Raw genomic sequence first — 16301 nt, forward strand, 5'->3', positions numbered from 1 at the left:
GGCATGTTCGCGCCGTTTTTCGCCGGCAAACGCGTATTCCTGACCGGGCATACCGGCTTCAAAGGAAGCTGGCTGCTCGCCTGGCTGCATTCGATGAAGGCGCAGGTTTGCGGCTTCGCATTGCCGCCCGCGACCAAGCCCGCTCTGTTCGATCTGATCGGCGGATCGAAACTCTGCGCGCGCCATGTCGTGGGCGATATCCGCGACATCGATGCACTTCGCGGCACGATCGCCGAGTTCCAGCCCGAAATCGCGATCCATATGGCGGCGCAAGCCTTGGTGCTGCCGTCCTATGAAGATCCCGCCGCGACGTTCGAGACCAACGTCACCGGCACGGCCAACGTGTTGGACGCCTTGCGCGGCGTGAAGACGCTCACGCGCATTCTGGTCGTGACGTCGGACAAGGTTTACGCGAATGACGGCTCGGGCCGCGCTTTCGTCGAAAGCGACCGGCTGGGCGGGCACGATCCTTATTCGGCCAGCAAGGCGGCGGCGGAGATCGTGGTCGAATCCTTCCGTGCCTCGTTCTTCAAGAACGACGTGGCGCTCGCCGTCGGGCGTGCGGGCAACGTCATCGGCGGCGGCGATTGGGCGGCCCATCGCATCGTGCCCGACGCGGTGCGTGCGCTGACCGAGAACAAGCCGCTGGTGCTGCGCCGGCCCGGCGCCATCCGCCCGTGGCAGCATGTGCTGGATCCGCTTTCGGGCTATCTGGCGCTGATCCAATCGGGCGAATCGGGCGCCTATAATTTCGGGCCCGACCCGAAGAATCGCCGCACCGTGGGCGAATTGATCGAGCGTTTCGCCGCCCTCAACGGCGGCAACCCCACCGTGACGCTCGAGAATGCGCCCACACCGGACGAAGCGCCCTATCTGCTGCTGTCGTCGGAAAAAGCGGCGCGCGAGTTGGTGTGGCGGCCCGAAATGGATTTCGCGCACGCGGTCGATGCGACGGCCAAATGGTACGCCGATTGGCGCGCGGGTAAGGATCCCGCTGCTTTGGTCCGCGCGGAAATCGCGGCTTACGTGGGTTAAAGCTCCCAGCGCGCGAAGCCGGGCAAATCCCGGCCGCGCCACATGCCCTTGATGTCGGCGATCAAGGCGCCGGGTTTCGCGGCGTTCTGGAAATCCGCAACCTTCCACGCCGCGAATGCGTCGTGCGAAACCGCGCCGACGATCGCGTCGTAGCCCGCCTTGGCTTGCAGCATCTTCAATGGTGCAAAACCGTATTCGTGTTTGGCTTCGTCACCATCGCAAATCGGATCGAGCACGTCGACCTGATGGCCCCATTCGCCCAAGGCGCGCACCAGATCGGCGACCTTGGAATTGCGCAGATCGGGAACGTTTTCCTTGAAGGTCAGGCCAAGCACCAAAATACGCCGCGCCCCCGCCCCGCCGATCCCGACGAGTTCACGCGCGATACGCGTGGCGACGTAGCCCGCCATCGCATCGTTGATGCGCCGCCCGGCGAGAATGACTTCCGGATGATGGCCCAGGCGCTGCGAAAGATCGGCGAGGTAATAGGGATCGACGCCGATGCAATGCCCGCCGACGAGACCCGGCGTGAAGCGCAGGAAGTTCCACTTCGTGCCGGCGGCGGCCAAAACGTCGTGCACCGACACGCCGATCTTGCCGAAGATCATCGCGATCTCGTTCATGAAGGCGATGTTGATGTCGCGTTGCGCGTTCTCGATCACCTTGGCGGCTTCGGCGGTTTTGATGTCGCGCGCGCGGAACGTGCCGCCGCTGGTGACGAGGCCGTAGAGCCCCGCGAGCAGATCGGCGACTTCGGGTGTTTGTCCTGCGACGACCTTGGTGATGCGGTCGACCGTGTGTTCGCGATCGCCCGGATTGATGCGCTCCGGGCTATAGCCCAGGAAGAAATCGACGCCGGATTTGAGGCCCGATTCCTTTTCGAGCGCCGGCCCCGCGACGTCTTCGGTGACACCGGGATAGACGGTCGATTCGAGGACGACGACGGCCCCCTTGCGCATGACCTTGCCGACCGTGCGGCACGCGGACAGCACCGCACCCAGATCGGGCCGGTTGGCGACATCGACCGGGGTCGGCACGGTCACGATATAGACGTCGAGCCCGGCGATATCGGCGACATCCGACGTGACCTTCAGCTTGCTGGCGGTCAGGCGGTCCTTCTCGATTTCGTTCGTGCGGTCATGGCCGCGCGCGAGCTCGCCGACGCGCGCCTTGTCGATATCGAAGCCGATCGTCGTGACCCCGCGCGCCAAAGCCACCGCCAACGGCAGGCCGACATAGCCAAGGCCGATAACGCCCACGCGGGCTTTGGCGGGTTCGGGCAGCTTCACGCTCATGCTCTCGCTCCGACTGACAATCCGGCCTCGTGCGGCACACCGGCCGCGCTTCGTGGCGACACTTTCTAGACGCTATCCGGGCGCCGCCAAAGGGCAAAAGAATCCCGGCGGCGGTGCGCGCCGGCGGCACAGGCCGCGCCTGCCAGCGCCATCGCGATTGGTTCGATCGGCAGGCGATATTTGGCCGAGGCGACCGGCCCCTGCACCGCCAGAATGAAGCCAATCCAGGCGATGGCGAAAATCGCGGGGGCGCGCGTCGGGCGATTTCGCAGCAATAGCCACAATCCGAGTACGCCCAGCAGACGCATCGGCCATTCGATCAGCGCGCCGCCGGCCATCCAGGCGAGATAGCGCGCGGTCGAGCTATCGGTGATGAAGTTGCGCATTTTCGACAACGGCGTTTCGCCCTCGGTATCGTAGAATCCGATGCGCCGGATCTTCATCACTTGCGGGATCATCAATGTCGCGGGCGAGGCGAGATTGATCGCCATGCCCGACAGCCAAGCCTTGACGAAAGCTTGCGGCGGCAACGCCCAAAGATATTCGCGGGTCAATTCGCGGTAGATCGCGGCGGCATCGAACGGATTGCGGTCTCCGTGCGGCGCTGCGCGGCCTGCACGTAATTCGAAGTAACGCGCGCGCATTTCGGCAAAGGATTGCGGATAGGGTGTGCCGTCCTCCGCTTCGCGGACCAGCGGGTACCACCACAGCGCCATATGGATCGGCCCTTGCGAGGACAGCGCGAAGTTTCCATGGACGAATCCGTTGCGCAGGATCATCGGCGCCGCGAAGGCCGCGACGATGCCGAGTACGATCACCGCATCGCGCACGCCGATTCGGCCGCGCTTGAGGAGAAAAATCGCGAGGCCGAGCACCGGCAGGAACGGCCACACCACCGCGCGGTTGAACAGCGCCAAGCCGAACCAAAACCCAATCGCGGCGGGCCCGCCTTCGCCCTTCCACAGCCGGGCGAGCGACAGAAAACCGAACGCCAAGCAAGCGACGAAGATCGTGTCGCCGAGCATCGTCGCGGCCAGCACGATCTGCGTCGGGTTCAACGCGGCAAACAATCCGGCATAGCGCCCCGCCCCCGGCTTGACGATCTCGGCCGTGCGGGCGATGGCGATGCAGGCGATCGCATCGATCGCCATCTGCACGACGATCGGCGCCCAATAAGAGTCGGGCCCGAACGGCATCATCGTCAGATGTAGAAACAACGTATAGCCCGGCATCCGGTCGGCCGAGCCCTGCCACCAATCCGGCCCGGCGGCGAGCGTCAAGAACATCGGGCTGTCGGGGTGAAACGTCGCGGGCTCCGAAACGCCGGTGAAGGCGAGCCAGGCGAGCCGCAGCGCGAAAGCCAGCGCAAACAGTGCCGCCGGCTTTTCGAGGCCCAGCTTATCAAGAATGGTCAATACGCCTTGAGCTTGCGCCATGCGAACACGACCATTTGCAGCAGCAGGAAGCCGTGCCGGAAGCGCGAGATCTGCGTTTCGCCGTAGGTGCGCGCGAGATAGCGGATCGGCACTTCGACGACTTTCAGATTGAGCTTCACCGCGCCGAAGATGAGATCAAAATCGCCGAACGGATCGAAATCGCCGAAATAAAGGCGGTTCGCGGCGATACGTTCGTAATGCGTTTTGCGCAAAACTTTGGTGCCGCACAGCGTGTCGGTGAAACGCTGATTGAGCAGCCAGGAGAAGATCACCGAGAAGCCGTGATTGGCGATCCAGTTCAAGGCGCGCATCGCCTCTTCTTCCATCGGATAGACGAGGCGCGTGCCGTTGACGAATTCGCCCCGCCCGTCCGCGATCTGGCGGAAGAATTTGGGCATCTGCTCCGGCGGCACGGTCAGATCCGCGTCGAGGATCATCAGCACGTCGCCGGTCGCTTCGGCGAAGCCCTTTCGCACCGCGTCGCCCTTGCCCTTGCCTTCCTGCACGAACACCTTGATGTCGCGATCGGGATAGGCGGCCTGCACGCGGCGCATTTCGTCGAGCGTGCCATCCTTCGAATGGCCTTCGACGAACACGATCTCCACGCGCTCGCAGAAAATCGGCAGGCGCTTGACCGCCGCTTCGATATTGCCGCGTTCGTTGCGCGCGGGGATAATCACGCTGGCCGAAGTCGGCACGGGATGCTGGATCTGGCGCGAACGCGCGACCAGATAATGGCGCAGGCACAGGCCGCGCAAAATCGGCAACGGGGCCAGCACGCGATTGACGAGGCCGCCCAGGCCCAGCAAGCGCAGCGGCGACAAGGTGCGCCATTCGCGGCGGATCACTTCGAACCCGGCGAGGTCGAGCAACGCCGCGAGATCGCGCATGCCGAGCCAATTGGTCGGCGGCATCGGCGCCTTCAGCCCGAAGCTTTGAGCGACGCGCAACGCGGGCTCCCAAATCGGCGAGTGATAGGACAGCACGATGCGCGTATCGGGATGGCAAACCGCGTGCAGGCGGCCGAGCACGAGCTCGATATCCTCGATCCAGCCGATCGTGTCCGATAGCAGGACGAAATCGAACTTCTCGTCGAGGGCGGTCAACGCGTCTTCGGTTTCGAAATCGGCGACGCGGAATTCGCAATTGGGGTGTGCTGCGCGTGCCGCTTCGATCGCGGGTGCGGAGGGATCGATGCCAAGGCCGCGGCGCGGCTCGAGTGCGGCCAAAGTCGCCCCGTCGCCGCACCCCACGGCGAGGACGCTCGCACCCGGCGGAATCACGAAGCGCAACGCGCGCGCGTCTTCGGAATGATAGAACGGATGGCGGCGGCGCCAGTTTTCGCGCTGCGGCTCGTTGCGGTCACGGAACGCGGCGACTTGGCTGCGGCGATCGGTCGTCGTGGTCGTCATGTCGCCGCCCTTACGTCGCGTTCGAGAATGAAAAAGGCGCGCAAGGCCAAAGCCCGCAACACCGCTTGCGGCAAGGCGCCCTCGATCGCCGTCAAAGCCCGGACGAGACCGGCGGGGGCGCCGCGCGGCTGGAAGCCACCCGTGGCGAGATAGCCTAAGCCCCCGAAAGCTTCAACCCGTACGACGCTTAAACCCGGCGCATGGGCGCCCAATTCGCTCGCCCGGCGCCACAAAAGTGCGCGCGGGATCCAGGCATTACCGTCCATCGCGTCCTTGCCGGGCGCGAAAGCATCGGTCCAAGGCTGGGCCACCGCGCGGCAATCCTCGTGATGCAGAAAGCGATAGACGGGCCAGCCCGCCGGTCCCGCCCAAGGCTCGACCAACAGGCAGCGCCCGCCGGGTTTCAGCAAACGCGAGATTTCCGCCAATGCCTTGCCTGGTGCGGAAAAGTGATGCAGCACATCGATGCCGACGACATTGGCGAAAGCGCCGCTCGCGAAGGGCAGCGCATGCACGTCGCACGCGACGTCCACACCCGACTGCACGCCCAAATCGACATTGACGAAATCCGGCCGCCCGGCGCCATAGAAGCCGGGCCCGCAGCCAAGCTGCAAGGTGCGGCCCGGCGTCAGATTCGCGTCGAGCCGCGCGAAAATCTGGCTGCCATACCATTCGGACAGGATCGGTTTCGCGGCCCAAACGTCGCGATGACGCGTGACCCAATCGGGATCGATCACTTGCCGCCCGCGATCCGTTTGAACGCCCATTTGACGGTCGCACCGGAAGCGCCCGCCATTGCCGTGACGACGACTTGTTCGCCGCGCCGCGCGGAGCCACGCTTGCCGAAATAGACGCTTTCGCCCAGATCGACGCGGGCTCCCGCCGTTTGCAGGCGCCACGCCTGACCCGACGGCAGACGCAGCAACGCGGCCGCGCCGTTTTGAATGACGGAGACCTGCACGTCAGGATGCAGATGGAAGCGGATATCAAAGCGCGTCGTCGTCAGCACCGGCGGTTTGCCGTCGACGGACACGAGCGAATCTTCGCCGCGCAGATCCTGGCCGTCGCCGGCGACGAAAATCCGGCGACGATGAACGAAACCCAAGCGGCCGACATAGCCGTCATGCGCGAGGTCGAGCCAGACATTGCCGTCGGCCTCCTCGCGATTGGCGTCGACATGGCTGGGCCGGCTGAGCAAGCCGCCCGGCGCCACCGGCGAGGAATCGGCGTCTTCGGCGCACAGCGTCGAGTGCGCGGCTGTCGCGCGCAAGGCGAGTGACCATTCGCTGTCGTCGCGCGGACCGGCCCCGCAATTGACGATCAAGCGCTCGCGGCCACACGACATTTCGAAGGACAGCGTGCCGGCATGGGCTTGCGCCGCGTAATTGCCGTCGACCGGCAGGCCGGAATCGACGATCAGCGTCAGACGATCGGCGGTGATGCGATCGAATCCCGCCGCGACCGCGCGCGCGGTCGGCAGATCGGGCCACTGCGCGCGCGCCAAGACGGCGTCGATGGCGGCGGCTTCTTCCTCGTTCGAATCGTTGAACAGCGCGAACGCGCCGTCGCCGTGGCGGAAGAACCGCACGGCGGGGGCGAGTTTTTCGATCGCGCGATGCAGCGCATCGGGCGTGCGCCCGCTTGCCCCTTCGATCGCGGCACGCGCATCGACCAGGCAGGCCAATGCACGCAATTGCGCGGAGGGCGAGCGCGACGCGTGAAACCCATCGGTCAACATATCCATGCCCGCCGCGCGCGCCATTGCTTCGGCCAAACCGGGCAAACCGGCGCCGTTCACCACGCCGCAGGCCTGGGCATAAACGAGACCGCGCAACGCCGACAAGCGGCCGAGGCCCGTGGGTTCGTCCATCGCCACGCGTGCCAGATGGCGCGCTTGGCGGGCGACGGATTCGAGCAAAAGCGGGCCCAGTGCATCGCCTTCGCCGCGCGACAGGAAGGGGGCGTGCGCGAGCCACGACGCGATACGCTTGCCCGTCGGCTCGGCATCCCACGCGACCGGCTTCCAGCCGCGATGGGCAAGGATCCAATCTTCGACCAAGGCGCGCGCGCGCGCTTGCGCATGCTCGGTGCCGAGGGCCGCGAGATCGTCGAGCCATTCGAAGGCGTTCAATTCGACGACGGCGGCGCGCGACAGATCGGGTGCGGTCCAATCCGGCCGTTCGGGCTTCAGCGCGCGGCCCGCACAAACCAAACGCCCGCCGACGATCGCTTCGCCGCGCGCGATGGAGCCGGGCAAGGGCGGCGGGGCGAGACGTGTCAGGCGCGACGGCGCGCGCCCGCCGATCAGCATGCCGTAGAGGAACGAGCCGTGCCAGGCATCGGCCATGCGCGAGCGCGTGGCTTTGCGCTTCGGCATCGTTCAGGCTCCGCGCAAGCGGCGCAGATTGTCCGCGTATTTGGCGGGGCCGCCGGCGAAACCCGCCGTGCCCGCAACCAGCACATCCGCGCCGGCGGTGCGCACCAGCGGTGCGGTCTTGTCGTTCACGCCGCCATCGACTTCGAGGTCGATCGCGCGGCCGGTCGCGTCGATGCGCTTGCGCAGCCGCGCGAGCTTGTCGAGGGCGGTCTCGATGAAGCTTTGCCCGCCGAAGCCGGGATTGACCGACATGACGAGCACGAGATCGACATCGCCCAGCACGGGATCGACCGCTTCGATCAGCGTGCCGGGATTGATCGACACGCCGGCTTTTTTGCCGAGGCTCTTGATCAATTGAACTGTGCGATGGATATGCGGCCCCGCTTCCGGATGCACCGTCAGGATATCGGCCCCCGCATCGGCGAATTCCTTGATGAAGGGATCGACCGGTGAAATCATCAGATGCACGTCGAGCGGCAATTTGGTGTGCGGGCGGATGGCGCGCACGATCATCGGCCCCAGCGTGATATTGGGCACGAAATGCCCGTCCATCACATCGACATGGATGTAATCCGCACCCGCCGCTTCCATGGCGCGGATTTCCTCGCCCAGTTTCGCGAAATCGGCCGACAGGATCGACGGTGCCAGACGGATTTTCTGCTGCACGAGGGCACCTCTTGTATCTACCAGCCCATGTATCAGCGTGGGCCCACCGGGGCAAGGGATGGTAGGTCGCGGGATTGGCGGGAATGCCGTGGATTTATCGCATGTCAGCGTCGGGGACGATGGCTATAATCCGCCGCCTTCGGACGACCTGGTTTCCGTTAGCGCCTTGTAACGATTGTCGATTTGCCCCCTATGCGTCGTCTTGCGGCCCCTTCTTTGACCGTTCTCGCCCTGGCCTTCGGGCTCTGGGCCGGGACGCCCGACGCCGCGACGGCGCAAGGACGAGCGTCCACCGACAATCTGCCGGTGCTGCTGACTTCCGACGAAATGACGTCCGACGAGGAGCTGGGTGTCGTCACCGCGTCGGGCAATGTCGAGATCGCGCATGGCGGCCGCATCCTGCGTGCCGACACGCTGACCTATAATCGTCGCACGGGCGTGGTCACGGCGTCCGGCAACGTATCGGTCGTCGAGGCGTCGGGCGAAGTCGCGTTCGCCGAATACGTGGAACTGACCAGCGACCTGCGCGACGGCGTGATGCGCAATATCCGCACCATGTTGGCCGATCAAAGCCGCTTCGCGGCCGTCACCGCGCGCCGTGCCGACGGCTCGCGCACCGTGATGCGCCGCGCGACCTACAGTCCGTGCGAGCCTTGCGAGAAGGATCCGACGCGCGCACCGATCTGGCAGCTGCGCGCGAGCCGCATCACCCACGACGCCGCGCAGAAGGAAATCGTCTACGACGACGCGTGGATGGAAATCGCCGGCGTGCCGGTGTTCTACACGCCCTATCTTTCGCATCCCGACGGCACCGAGAAGCGCAAATCGGGCTTTCTGCCGCCGGACGTGTCGACCTCGTCGCGCAACGGCTCGATGCTGGCCACGCCCTATTATTGGACGCTGGGCCCGTCGGCGGATTTGACCGTCACGCCGGTGTTCATCTCCAACGACAATCCGCTGATGGCGGCCGAATATCGCGAGCGGATGCGCAACGGCGAGTTCAGCATGGACGGCTCGTTCCTGCGCACGAAGCGCGAGGGCGAAGGGTTCCCGGATTGGCGCGGCCATATCCGCGCGCAAAGCAAAGTCGATCTCGACGACAATTGGCGCACCGGGTTCGATCTGGCACGCGCATCCGATAAAACCTATATCGAGCGCTATCGCATCCGGCAGCGTTTCCGCTTCCTGGAACAGGATGCGCTAACCAGCCGCGCCTATGTCGAGGGGTTCCGGGATCGCGGCTACGCTGTCGTCGATGCCTTCTCGTTCCAAGGTTTGCGCCCCGAAGACGATCCCGGCCGCACGCCGGTCGTGCTGCCGCAAATGCGCTACAGCTGGTACGGCGAGCCCGGCACGATGGGCGGGCGCTACACGTTCGACGCATCGGCCGCATCGATCTACCGCGACGACGATGTGCGCGCCCAGCGCGGCACGATGCTGGGCGGCTGGGCCTTGCCTTATACGACGCGCACGGGCGAGATCTACACTCTCGCCGCCAATGTGCAGACCGATGTCTTCCACTCGTCGAACGCCTATTACGGCGAGCGTACGTTCCAGCCTAGCGAAACCGGGTTCGCCGCGCGCGCTGTGCCGCAATTGGCTTTGTCGTGGCGGTTGCCGTTGATACGGCGGTTCGAGAACGCGAATCTGATCGTCGAGCCGATCTCGGCGTTGTACGTGGCGCCCAATGCCGGCAGCCAGCGTAATTTGCCCAACGAAGACAGCCGCGGCTTGACGTTCGACGACACCAGCCTGTTCCGTTTGAACCGTTTCTCGGGCTACGACCGATTGGAAACAGGCCAGCGTTTGGTGACCGGCGTCAACACCGAATGGTCCAATAGGCATAGTCAGCGTTTCGGCGTGTTCCTCGGCCAGCAGTATCGGATGAACGATGAAGCCGCGCTGCAAAAGGGCTCGGGCGCCGATACGCGGTTCTCCGATTTCGTCGGCCGGGTATTGGCATCGCCGCATGAATGGGTGAGTTCCAGCTATCGCTTCCAGATCGATAATAAGAACCGTGAGCTACTGCGCTCGATCACCAGCGTTTCGCTGGGACCGCAAGCCCTACGCTACGGGCTATCGCATACGCGCGTCGATCGCTCGATCCAGCCGACAGCGCTGGTGTCGATCAACCAGCTGTCTCATTCGCTGACCACGCGCTTCAATGAGGTGTGGCGCCTGACCGGCCGCGTCGTGCAGTCGCTCGGCCAGGACGACGGCATCCTGCTGGCCGGCGCCACGCTGATCTACGACGACGATTGCTTCTTGTGGGGCGTGGATCTGCAGCGCCGGAATATCGGCCGCGCCGAAATTCCGCCCGATACGGCGATCCTGTTCCGCTTTGGGTTCCGCAATCTGGGCGAGCTCGCCCTGCGCGGGCTCTGACGGGTGGCGTTACGGCTGGGTTCGCCGTGGCGCGCGGAATTCGATGGCGATCTGATTGCGGATGTCGTCGGCGACAAGCTCGAGCACCCGATCACGCGCGTTTTGTTGCGCCGCCAGCGTCGCAAATTCCGAATTCGTGATTTCGTAGTCGGTCGAATAGCTCGAGTTGCCGACGACGACTCGCTTGCCCGCCGCGTCGATCAATTCGTATGAAGCGACGGCGCTGTAGCCCATACGGCTGATCACGTCGTCGCGGCGCAGCGCCAAAACCTGACGCGGCTCGAAAAGACGGATCACCAGCGTATGGGCCTGAGCGCCGCCTTCGCCGCGCGGCGATACGCGATCAAGCAAATAGTTACGCAAGATCTGACCCGAACGCTCGGGGATCGGTTCGATTCGGATCGGCGGTAATGCCGCTGCGGCACCGCGTTGCGCATGCAGCGGCTCAAAACCGCATCCGGCAAGCAGCAAGCCGGCGGCCAGCAGGATCAACGTCGCACGACGATTAAATTCCCGCATCATTCATTCCCGTGGGATTGAGCAATCGAATCAGACGATGAGATTAGCAATTCTCGATAGGCGCTGGTCCGCCCGACGATCAGTCATGATTCGTCAAGTTCGTGCGTTGAACCGAAATCGCCATTAGTGACCGAAACGGTTTGCGCGCCGAAAAGCTTGCGGTATAGCGCGTTCGAACGCAACAGCTCTTCATGCATTCCTTGCCCGGCCAGCGTTCCGGCGTCAAGCACCGTAATCCAATCGGCCCCCTGAATGGTCGACAGCCGGTGCGCGACGACGATCACCGTCACCTCCCCGCGCAACGCCAACAACGTCCGCCCGATCGCCGCCTCGGTCTCCGAATCCAGCGCCGCCGTCGGCTCGTCGAGGATCAGGATCCGCGGACGGGAAAGAAGTGCGCGGGCAAGCGATAATCGCTGGCGCTGCCCGCCCGACAGGCGGGCCCCTCGATCGCCGACATCTTCGTACAGCTTTTTTGGCAGGGCGCGCACAAACGCGTCGGCGCTCGCCGCTTCCAAGGCGGCCCAAATTTCAGCGTCCGACGGCTCGGGCACGAGACCGTAACCAAGATTGTCGCGCACCGTGCCGTGGAAAAGCACCGTCTCCTGCGACACGACGGAGATCGCGCGTTGCCAGGAATCCAGATCGAACTCGCGAAGATCGACGTCGTCCACGAGAATACGGCCGCGCGTCGGATCGTAGAGCCGCGACAGCAGATCGACGGCCGTGGACTTTCCCGCCCCCGATGGGCCGACCAGCGCGTTGATCCGCCCGGCCCGCAGGTCGAACGAAGCCGCCGTCAGCGCGGCCGAGCGTCCGCCGGACCCGCGATAGACGAAATCGACGTCATCGAAGCGCAACCGACGGTCAAGCGCTGCGAACTTTCGCGGACCACTGGGCAACGGCGGGAACGCGCGGGCTTCGCCGATCATCCGTTCGACGGCCATGGCGCCGGGCACGTTGTTCCGCAGCGCGCCGAACGCCTGACCGAAAACGCCGAACTGCGGCAAAATCCGCATCACCACGAGAGAGAAAACAGCGGTTTCGCCAAGCGACAATTGAAAATTGGCGAGACCCAGATACAGCGCGAGGCCGGCGAAGGCGAGACCCAGCGGCATCACTGTCGCGGCCGACAAGGCCTCGGCGCGAGCGGAAAGCACCCGGTTGTCGGCGAGCGATCCGAGCAGCTGGTCGATCCTGCGGATCGCTGTCTCCTCCTGCCGGCGCAGCTTCACCAATCGCGTCGCCGAAAGGATTTCCCCCGATTCGATCGTCGAACGCGATTGGATCGCCGATAGATCGCGGCCCAAGCGGGACATGCGTTTGCCGATCGCGAAATGCACGATCGCCAAGGCACCCGCAATCGGTATCGACAGCACAGCCAGGATCGGCGCGAACGAGGCGAGCAGCACGGCGCCCATAAAGATGATCGACAGACTCGTCGTCATCGTGATGATCGAGGGGGCGAGTTGCGCCGCACGTTTGGATTCGATCACGAGCGTATTGAACAGATCGCCATGATGATGGCGCAGATGGAATCCCATTTGCGCACGGATCATCGCTTCGAGCAGCCCGCCCCGCACCTCCGCGAGCGCGGCAGCCGCGACCTTCGCTTGATGGACTTGGCGGGCATAGTCGATGAACTGGCGCAGAATCATCGGGACGAACACGAAGCTCATCAGAATACCGAGGCCGACCTCGATCCCTAAAGCCTCGAAGCGCGCGATGACTCCGCCGAAGACGGAGCCGGGCGCCCGCAACGCATCCATTCCGTCGGTGAAATAGACGACGATCGGATAGAAAGCGCTGACGCCCGCTCCCTCCAAAAGGGCCGCGACGAATCCTAGGCCGGCACCCAGCGCGAAATTTCGCCGCGACAAGCGCGTACGCTGGATCGCCCCGATAACGTCGCGGATCTTGTCTTTCAATGACGGCCCGGTGCCGCTCATATTTCTCTCTCCCGCGACAAAAACCGCGCGAAGTCCAGATCGAGCGGCGTGTCGATATTGACCGCCGACAGCCAATCGCCCTCGACGTATCCGATTGGCTCCGCCATCAATTCGCCCGCGTCGACGGCGTCCGCCGCGCAGACGTAAACTGCGCTGTCGATTCGTCGGAGGTCGGCCATGTCCTGTCGGCGCGCATGCCGCCGGACGGGATCGCGGATATAGCGCTCGAGATGCCGTCCGGCGACGAAAATATTCTCCGGCTTGCGCTCGAGCGGCACGACGGATACGACGCTTCGACAATCTCCGGCCGCGAAACGCTCCACTGCGGCGGCGACGAGCGCCGTCGTCCGGAACGGGCTTGTCGGCTCCAGCAACACGATCGCGGGCGGGCGCATGCCGTTCGAGCGGGCCCAATCGAGCGCGTGACGCACGACGGGCAAAGTAGGCGCCACGTCGCCGGCAAGCGCGGCCGGCCGCAGAAACGGCACCGAAGCGCCCGCGGCGCGGGCAGCGTCGGCGATCTCGGCGTCGTCGGTGGATACGAGCACGGTCCCGATGCCAGGGACGCCGCGCGCCGAATCGATCGCCCGAACGAGCAGGCTGCGGTCGCCGACGACGCGAAGGTTCTTCCGCGGTACGCCCTTGGAACCGCCGCGGGCCGGAATGATGGCGAGAAGAGGTTCCACGCGGATCAATAAACGATGGGTTTGTCGAGATCGAGCGGCATCGTGGCGAGCGCTTCGGTGATCTTCTCGCCCGCGTTGCCGTCGCCGTAAAGCGTATCGCGCGGATAGCGGCCATGCGCGACTTGGCGGCGCGCCGCCGCAAGGATCGCGCCGCGTTCGGGCGGGGCGTCGGCGACGTTGGCCGCGCGCGCGCGGCCGGTTTGCCGCGATCCGACATTGACGGCCGGGACGCCGAGAAACGCGCCCTCCCGCAAGCCGCTCGACGTGTTTCCGATCAGACAGGCGGCGCCCGTCAACAATGTGGCGTAGGCCTCCATCGGCATGCTTGGCCACACGCGCGCGGGAACCTTCGCCGCCGGGCGCCAGCGGCCGATCTCCGCGACGATCGCGGCGCCGCCCGCGTCCATGTTCGGCAACAGGATCGCGACGGGCAAGCCCAACGCATCGACGGCGGCCAACGTCTCGGCGATTTGCGCCGCCGCCGCATCGTGTTCGCCCACGACGGGATGCTGGGAGACAACAGCATAAGGCGCGCGGAAGTCGATCGCGTCCCCTTCGCCCGGACCCGCGGCGGCGATCGCGCGCGTATCCGACAGGTCGATATCCGCGATGAGGTCGAGACTCGGCGAGCCGACCACCGCGATCCGATCGGCGGGCTCGCCCATCCGACGGATACGCTCGGCCGCGTCGGCGTTCGCGGGCAAATGGAAATGAGCGAGTTTCGTGGTCGCGTGCCGGATCCGCTCATCGATCGAGCCGGAAACCTCGCCGCCCTCCAAATGCGCTATCGGCAACGCAAGGCAGGTGGCGGCGGTCGCGAAAGCGAGTGTCTCGTAACGATCGGCGATCAGAAGAACGGCGTCCGGCTTCGTCGCGGCGCTAAGTGCCGCGAAAGCGCCGATGGCGGCGGCCGAGGAGCGCGCCTGCGCGACCGGCGTGGCACCGTCGTCGACGAGGAAATCCAGCGTGGCCGCGATCGCGAAACCGTCGGCGGTCAAACGCGCGCGGAAATCGCCGAATCGCTCGCGCACGATACCGCCGCCGACGACGATCGACACGTCGAGGTCGGTTCGCCGCGCCGCCGCGCGGAACGTCGACTTCATCTTCGCGTAGTTGCCCCGCGTCGTCAGCGGGATCAGGATGCGGCGCGGGGCGCTCATGCGGCTGCCAATTCTCGCGCGAGCGCGGCGACGCGCGTGCCGTAGCGTGGGCCGTCGAGAACGACGAACTTTGCCGCGTGCCGCTTCAGCGCCGTCGCCGTCGCCGGATCGCGCGCGAAGGCCAACAAGTCGGATGCCATCGCCGGCAACTCGGCTGAGTCGAACGAGGCACGCAGCAGCGGCGGCAGCCAGAATTCCGCGAAATGGGGCAGGTTCCGCCACAGTTGGCCTTGGGCTTCGCCCAGATCGGCGACGTCGCTGGGCAGGAAGGCGAGTCCGGGCTTGCCGCAGATCGCCGCCTCGAGAAGTATGGTGGAGAGCGGCGAGATCACGCCATCGCAAAGCGTCAGCAGCCGCACGGTGACGCGGTAATCCGCCGGCTCGAAACCGATCGCTTCCCCACCGACGGCCCTGGCGTAGAATTCGGCCATATGCGGATCCAGCGTCGTATGGCGCAAATTCAATTGCCGGAAATCCGTTTCCCCGGCGATCAGCGCGCCGCGCCACGGATGCGGCCGATAGATCACGTGGCAGCGCGGCACGCGCCCGTCTGCAATCGCCGCATCCAGCGCGGCAAGATGCGCCGATTCGTTGATGCTCTTGGAAACGCCCGCGTAAAGCAAAATCGGCCGATCCGCCGGCACGCCGAACTCGCGCGCTAGTTCCTCGCGGTTCGCGCGTAGCGGCTCGCGATATACGTCGAACTGCGCCGCGCCGAACTCAAGCACTCGTTCGGGCGGCATGCGCATATAGCGGATCGCATGGTCGCGCGTCTGCGGACCCCAAACGACAAGCCGATCGGGCGTGCCGGTTCCCGTGGCCTTGGTGCTGGGGTTGTCCCAAGAGTTCATCAACAGCACGATTGGAATTCCGAGCCGCGGGCAAATCTGCAACAGCTCGTTGATGAAATAGCCCGTCAGGATCGACGGGTGTATGACGATGTCGGGCGCTTCCTCGCGCACGAAACGTTCGAGTGGCGCGTAGGCGCCCAAACGTCGGAGGTGGCGCCACCGCACGAAGGGATAGACGAAGGGCAGCGACAGCCGCGCGTAACGGCGCACGTTTTTGGGATCGTTGACCGTCGCCATCAGATCGAGCCGGTGCTTGAAGTTCCCGGTACCGCGCTGATTGCGCAGCGCGGTGATCGAGAACATGTCGTGCCAAAGCCCGTAGCGCGCGCGCGGGATCTCGAAGCCGACCGCATCGCGCAGACCCAAGGCCCGCCAGTCGAGATAGATGCCCTTCTTAGACGAGGTCGAATCCTCGTGGAAGACGTAGCGCACGTCGAACGACTCTTCGAGTTCCCGGAACGTCCCCGAGAGCACGAAGTGCCGGACGATCATGTCGAAGTCGACGAAGACGAGCGCCTTCTTCCGGCGCC

General features: G+C 65.1%; 13 protein-coding genes. 2 read left to right on the plus strand and 11 right to left on the minus strand.

All coding sequences use genetic code 11. From position 1 onward, the window contains the following. Positions 1-3 precede the first annotated feature (3 nt). Entirely contained in the window at positions 4-1035 is a 1032-nt protein-coding gene (gene rfbG, locus J0H39_01615; GenBank protein MBN9495425.1) for a CDP-glucose 4,6-dehydratase, read from the plus strand. Here the strand turns inward: rfbG and J0H39_01620 are convergent. The 6 genes from J0H39_01620 to J0H39_01645 form a co-directional block, all read right to left on the minus strand. Next, a complete protein-coding gene (locus tag J0H39_01620; GenBank protein MBN9495426.1) occupies positions 1032-2330 on the minus strand; it encodes a nucleotide sugar dehydrogenase in 1299 nt (432 codons plus the stop codon). The genes rfbG and J0H39_01620 overlap by 4 nt on opposite strands. A 65-nt stretch (positions 2331-2395) precedes the next feature. Next, a complete protein-coding gene (locus J0H39_01625; protein ID MBN9495427.1) occupies positions 2396-3766 on the minus strand; it encodes a glycosyltransferase family 39 protein in 1371 nt (456 codons plus the stop codon). Beyond that, complete coding sequence (locus tag J0H39_01630) at positions 3742-5178, minus strand: glycosyltransferase (GenBank protein MBN9495428.1); 1437 nt, start codon at positions 5176-5178, stop codon at positions 3742-3744. Before J0H39_01630 ends, J0H39_01625 begins: the two co-directional genes overlap by 25 nt. Continuing rightward, positions 5175-5945, minus strand: a complete 771-nt coding sequence (locus tag J0H39_01635; protein MBN9495429.1) for a methyltransferase domain-containing protein — start codon at positions 5943-5945, stop codon at positions 5175-5177. Before J0H39_01635 ends, J0H39_01630 begins: the two co-directional genes overlap by 4 nt. Beyond that, complete coding sequence (locus tag J0H39_01640; GenBank protein ID MBN9495430.1) at positions 5912-7555, minus strand: heparinase II/III family protein; 1644 nt, start codon at positions 7553-7555, stop codon at positions 5912-5914. Before J0H39_01640 ends, J0H39_01635 begins: the two co-directional genes overlap by 34 nt. Positions 7556-7558: 3 nt before the next feature. After that, a complete protein-coding gene (locus J0H39_01645) occupies positions 7559-8221 on the minus strand; it encodes a ribulose-phosphate 3-epimerase (protein MBN9495431.1) in 663 nt (220 codons plus the stop codon). Positions 8222-8437: 216 nt separating this feature from the next. Here J0H39_01645 and J0H39_01650 point away from each other — a divergent pair, with 216 nt between their 5' ends. Next, positions 8438-10606 (plus strand): LPS-assembly protein LptD, encoded by a 2169-nt coding sequence (locus J0H39_01650; protein MBN9495432.1) that lies wholly within the window; start codon positions 8438-8440, stop codon positions 10604-10606. Positions 10607-10615: 9 nt separating this feature from the next. Here the strand turns inward: J0H39_01650 and J0H39_01655 are convergent, their stop codons facing one another. The 5 genes from J0H39_01655 to J0H39_01675 form a co-directional block, all read right to left on the minus strand. Next, a complete protein-coding gene (locus J0H39_01655; protein MBN9495433.1) occupies positions 10616-11098 on the minus strand; it encodes a hypothetical protein in 483 nt (160 codons plus the stop codon). 110 nt (positions 11099-11208) lie between these two features. After that, positions 11209-13074: an ABC transporter ATP-binding protein gene (locus tag J0H39_01660; protein MBN9495434.1), complete on the minus strand. Its 1866-nt coding sequence runs from the start codon at positions 13072-13074 to the stop codon at positions 11209-11211. Continuing rightward, a complete protein-coding gene (locus J0H39_01665; GenBank protein MBN9495435.1) occupies positions 13071-13760 on the minus strand; it encodes an acylneuraminate cytidylyltransferase family protein in 690 nt (229 codons plus the stop codon). Before J0H39_01665 ends, J0H39_01660 begins: the two co-directional genes overlap by 4 nt. Positions 13761-13765: 5 nt before the next feature. After that, positions 13766-14920 (minus strand): UDP-N-acetylglucosamine 2-epimerase (hydrolyzing), encoded by a 1155-nt coding sequence (neuC, locus tag J0H39_01670; protein MBN9495436.1) that lies wholly within the window; start codon positions 14918-14920, stop codon positions 13766-13768. Then, positions 14917-16263, minus strand: coding sequence for a hypothetical protein (locus tag J0H39_01675; GenBank protein MBN9495437.1), 1347 nt, complete (start codon positions 16261-16263; stop codon positions 14917-14919). The genes neuC and J0H39_01675 overlap by 4 nt, the downstream gene beginning before the upstream one ends. Positions 16264-16301 lie beyond the last annotated feature (38 nt).

It is taken from the genome of Alphaproteobacteria bacterium, from assembly GCA_017308135.1.
GTDB lineage: Bacteria > Pseudomonadota > Alphaproteobacteria > CACIAM-22H2 > CACIAM-22H2 > Tagaea.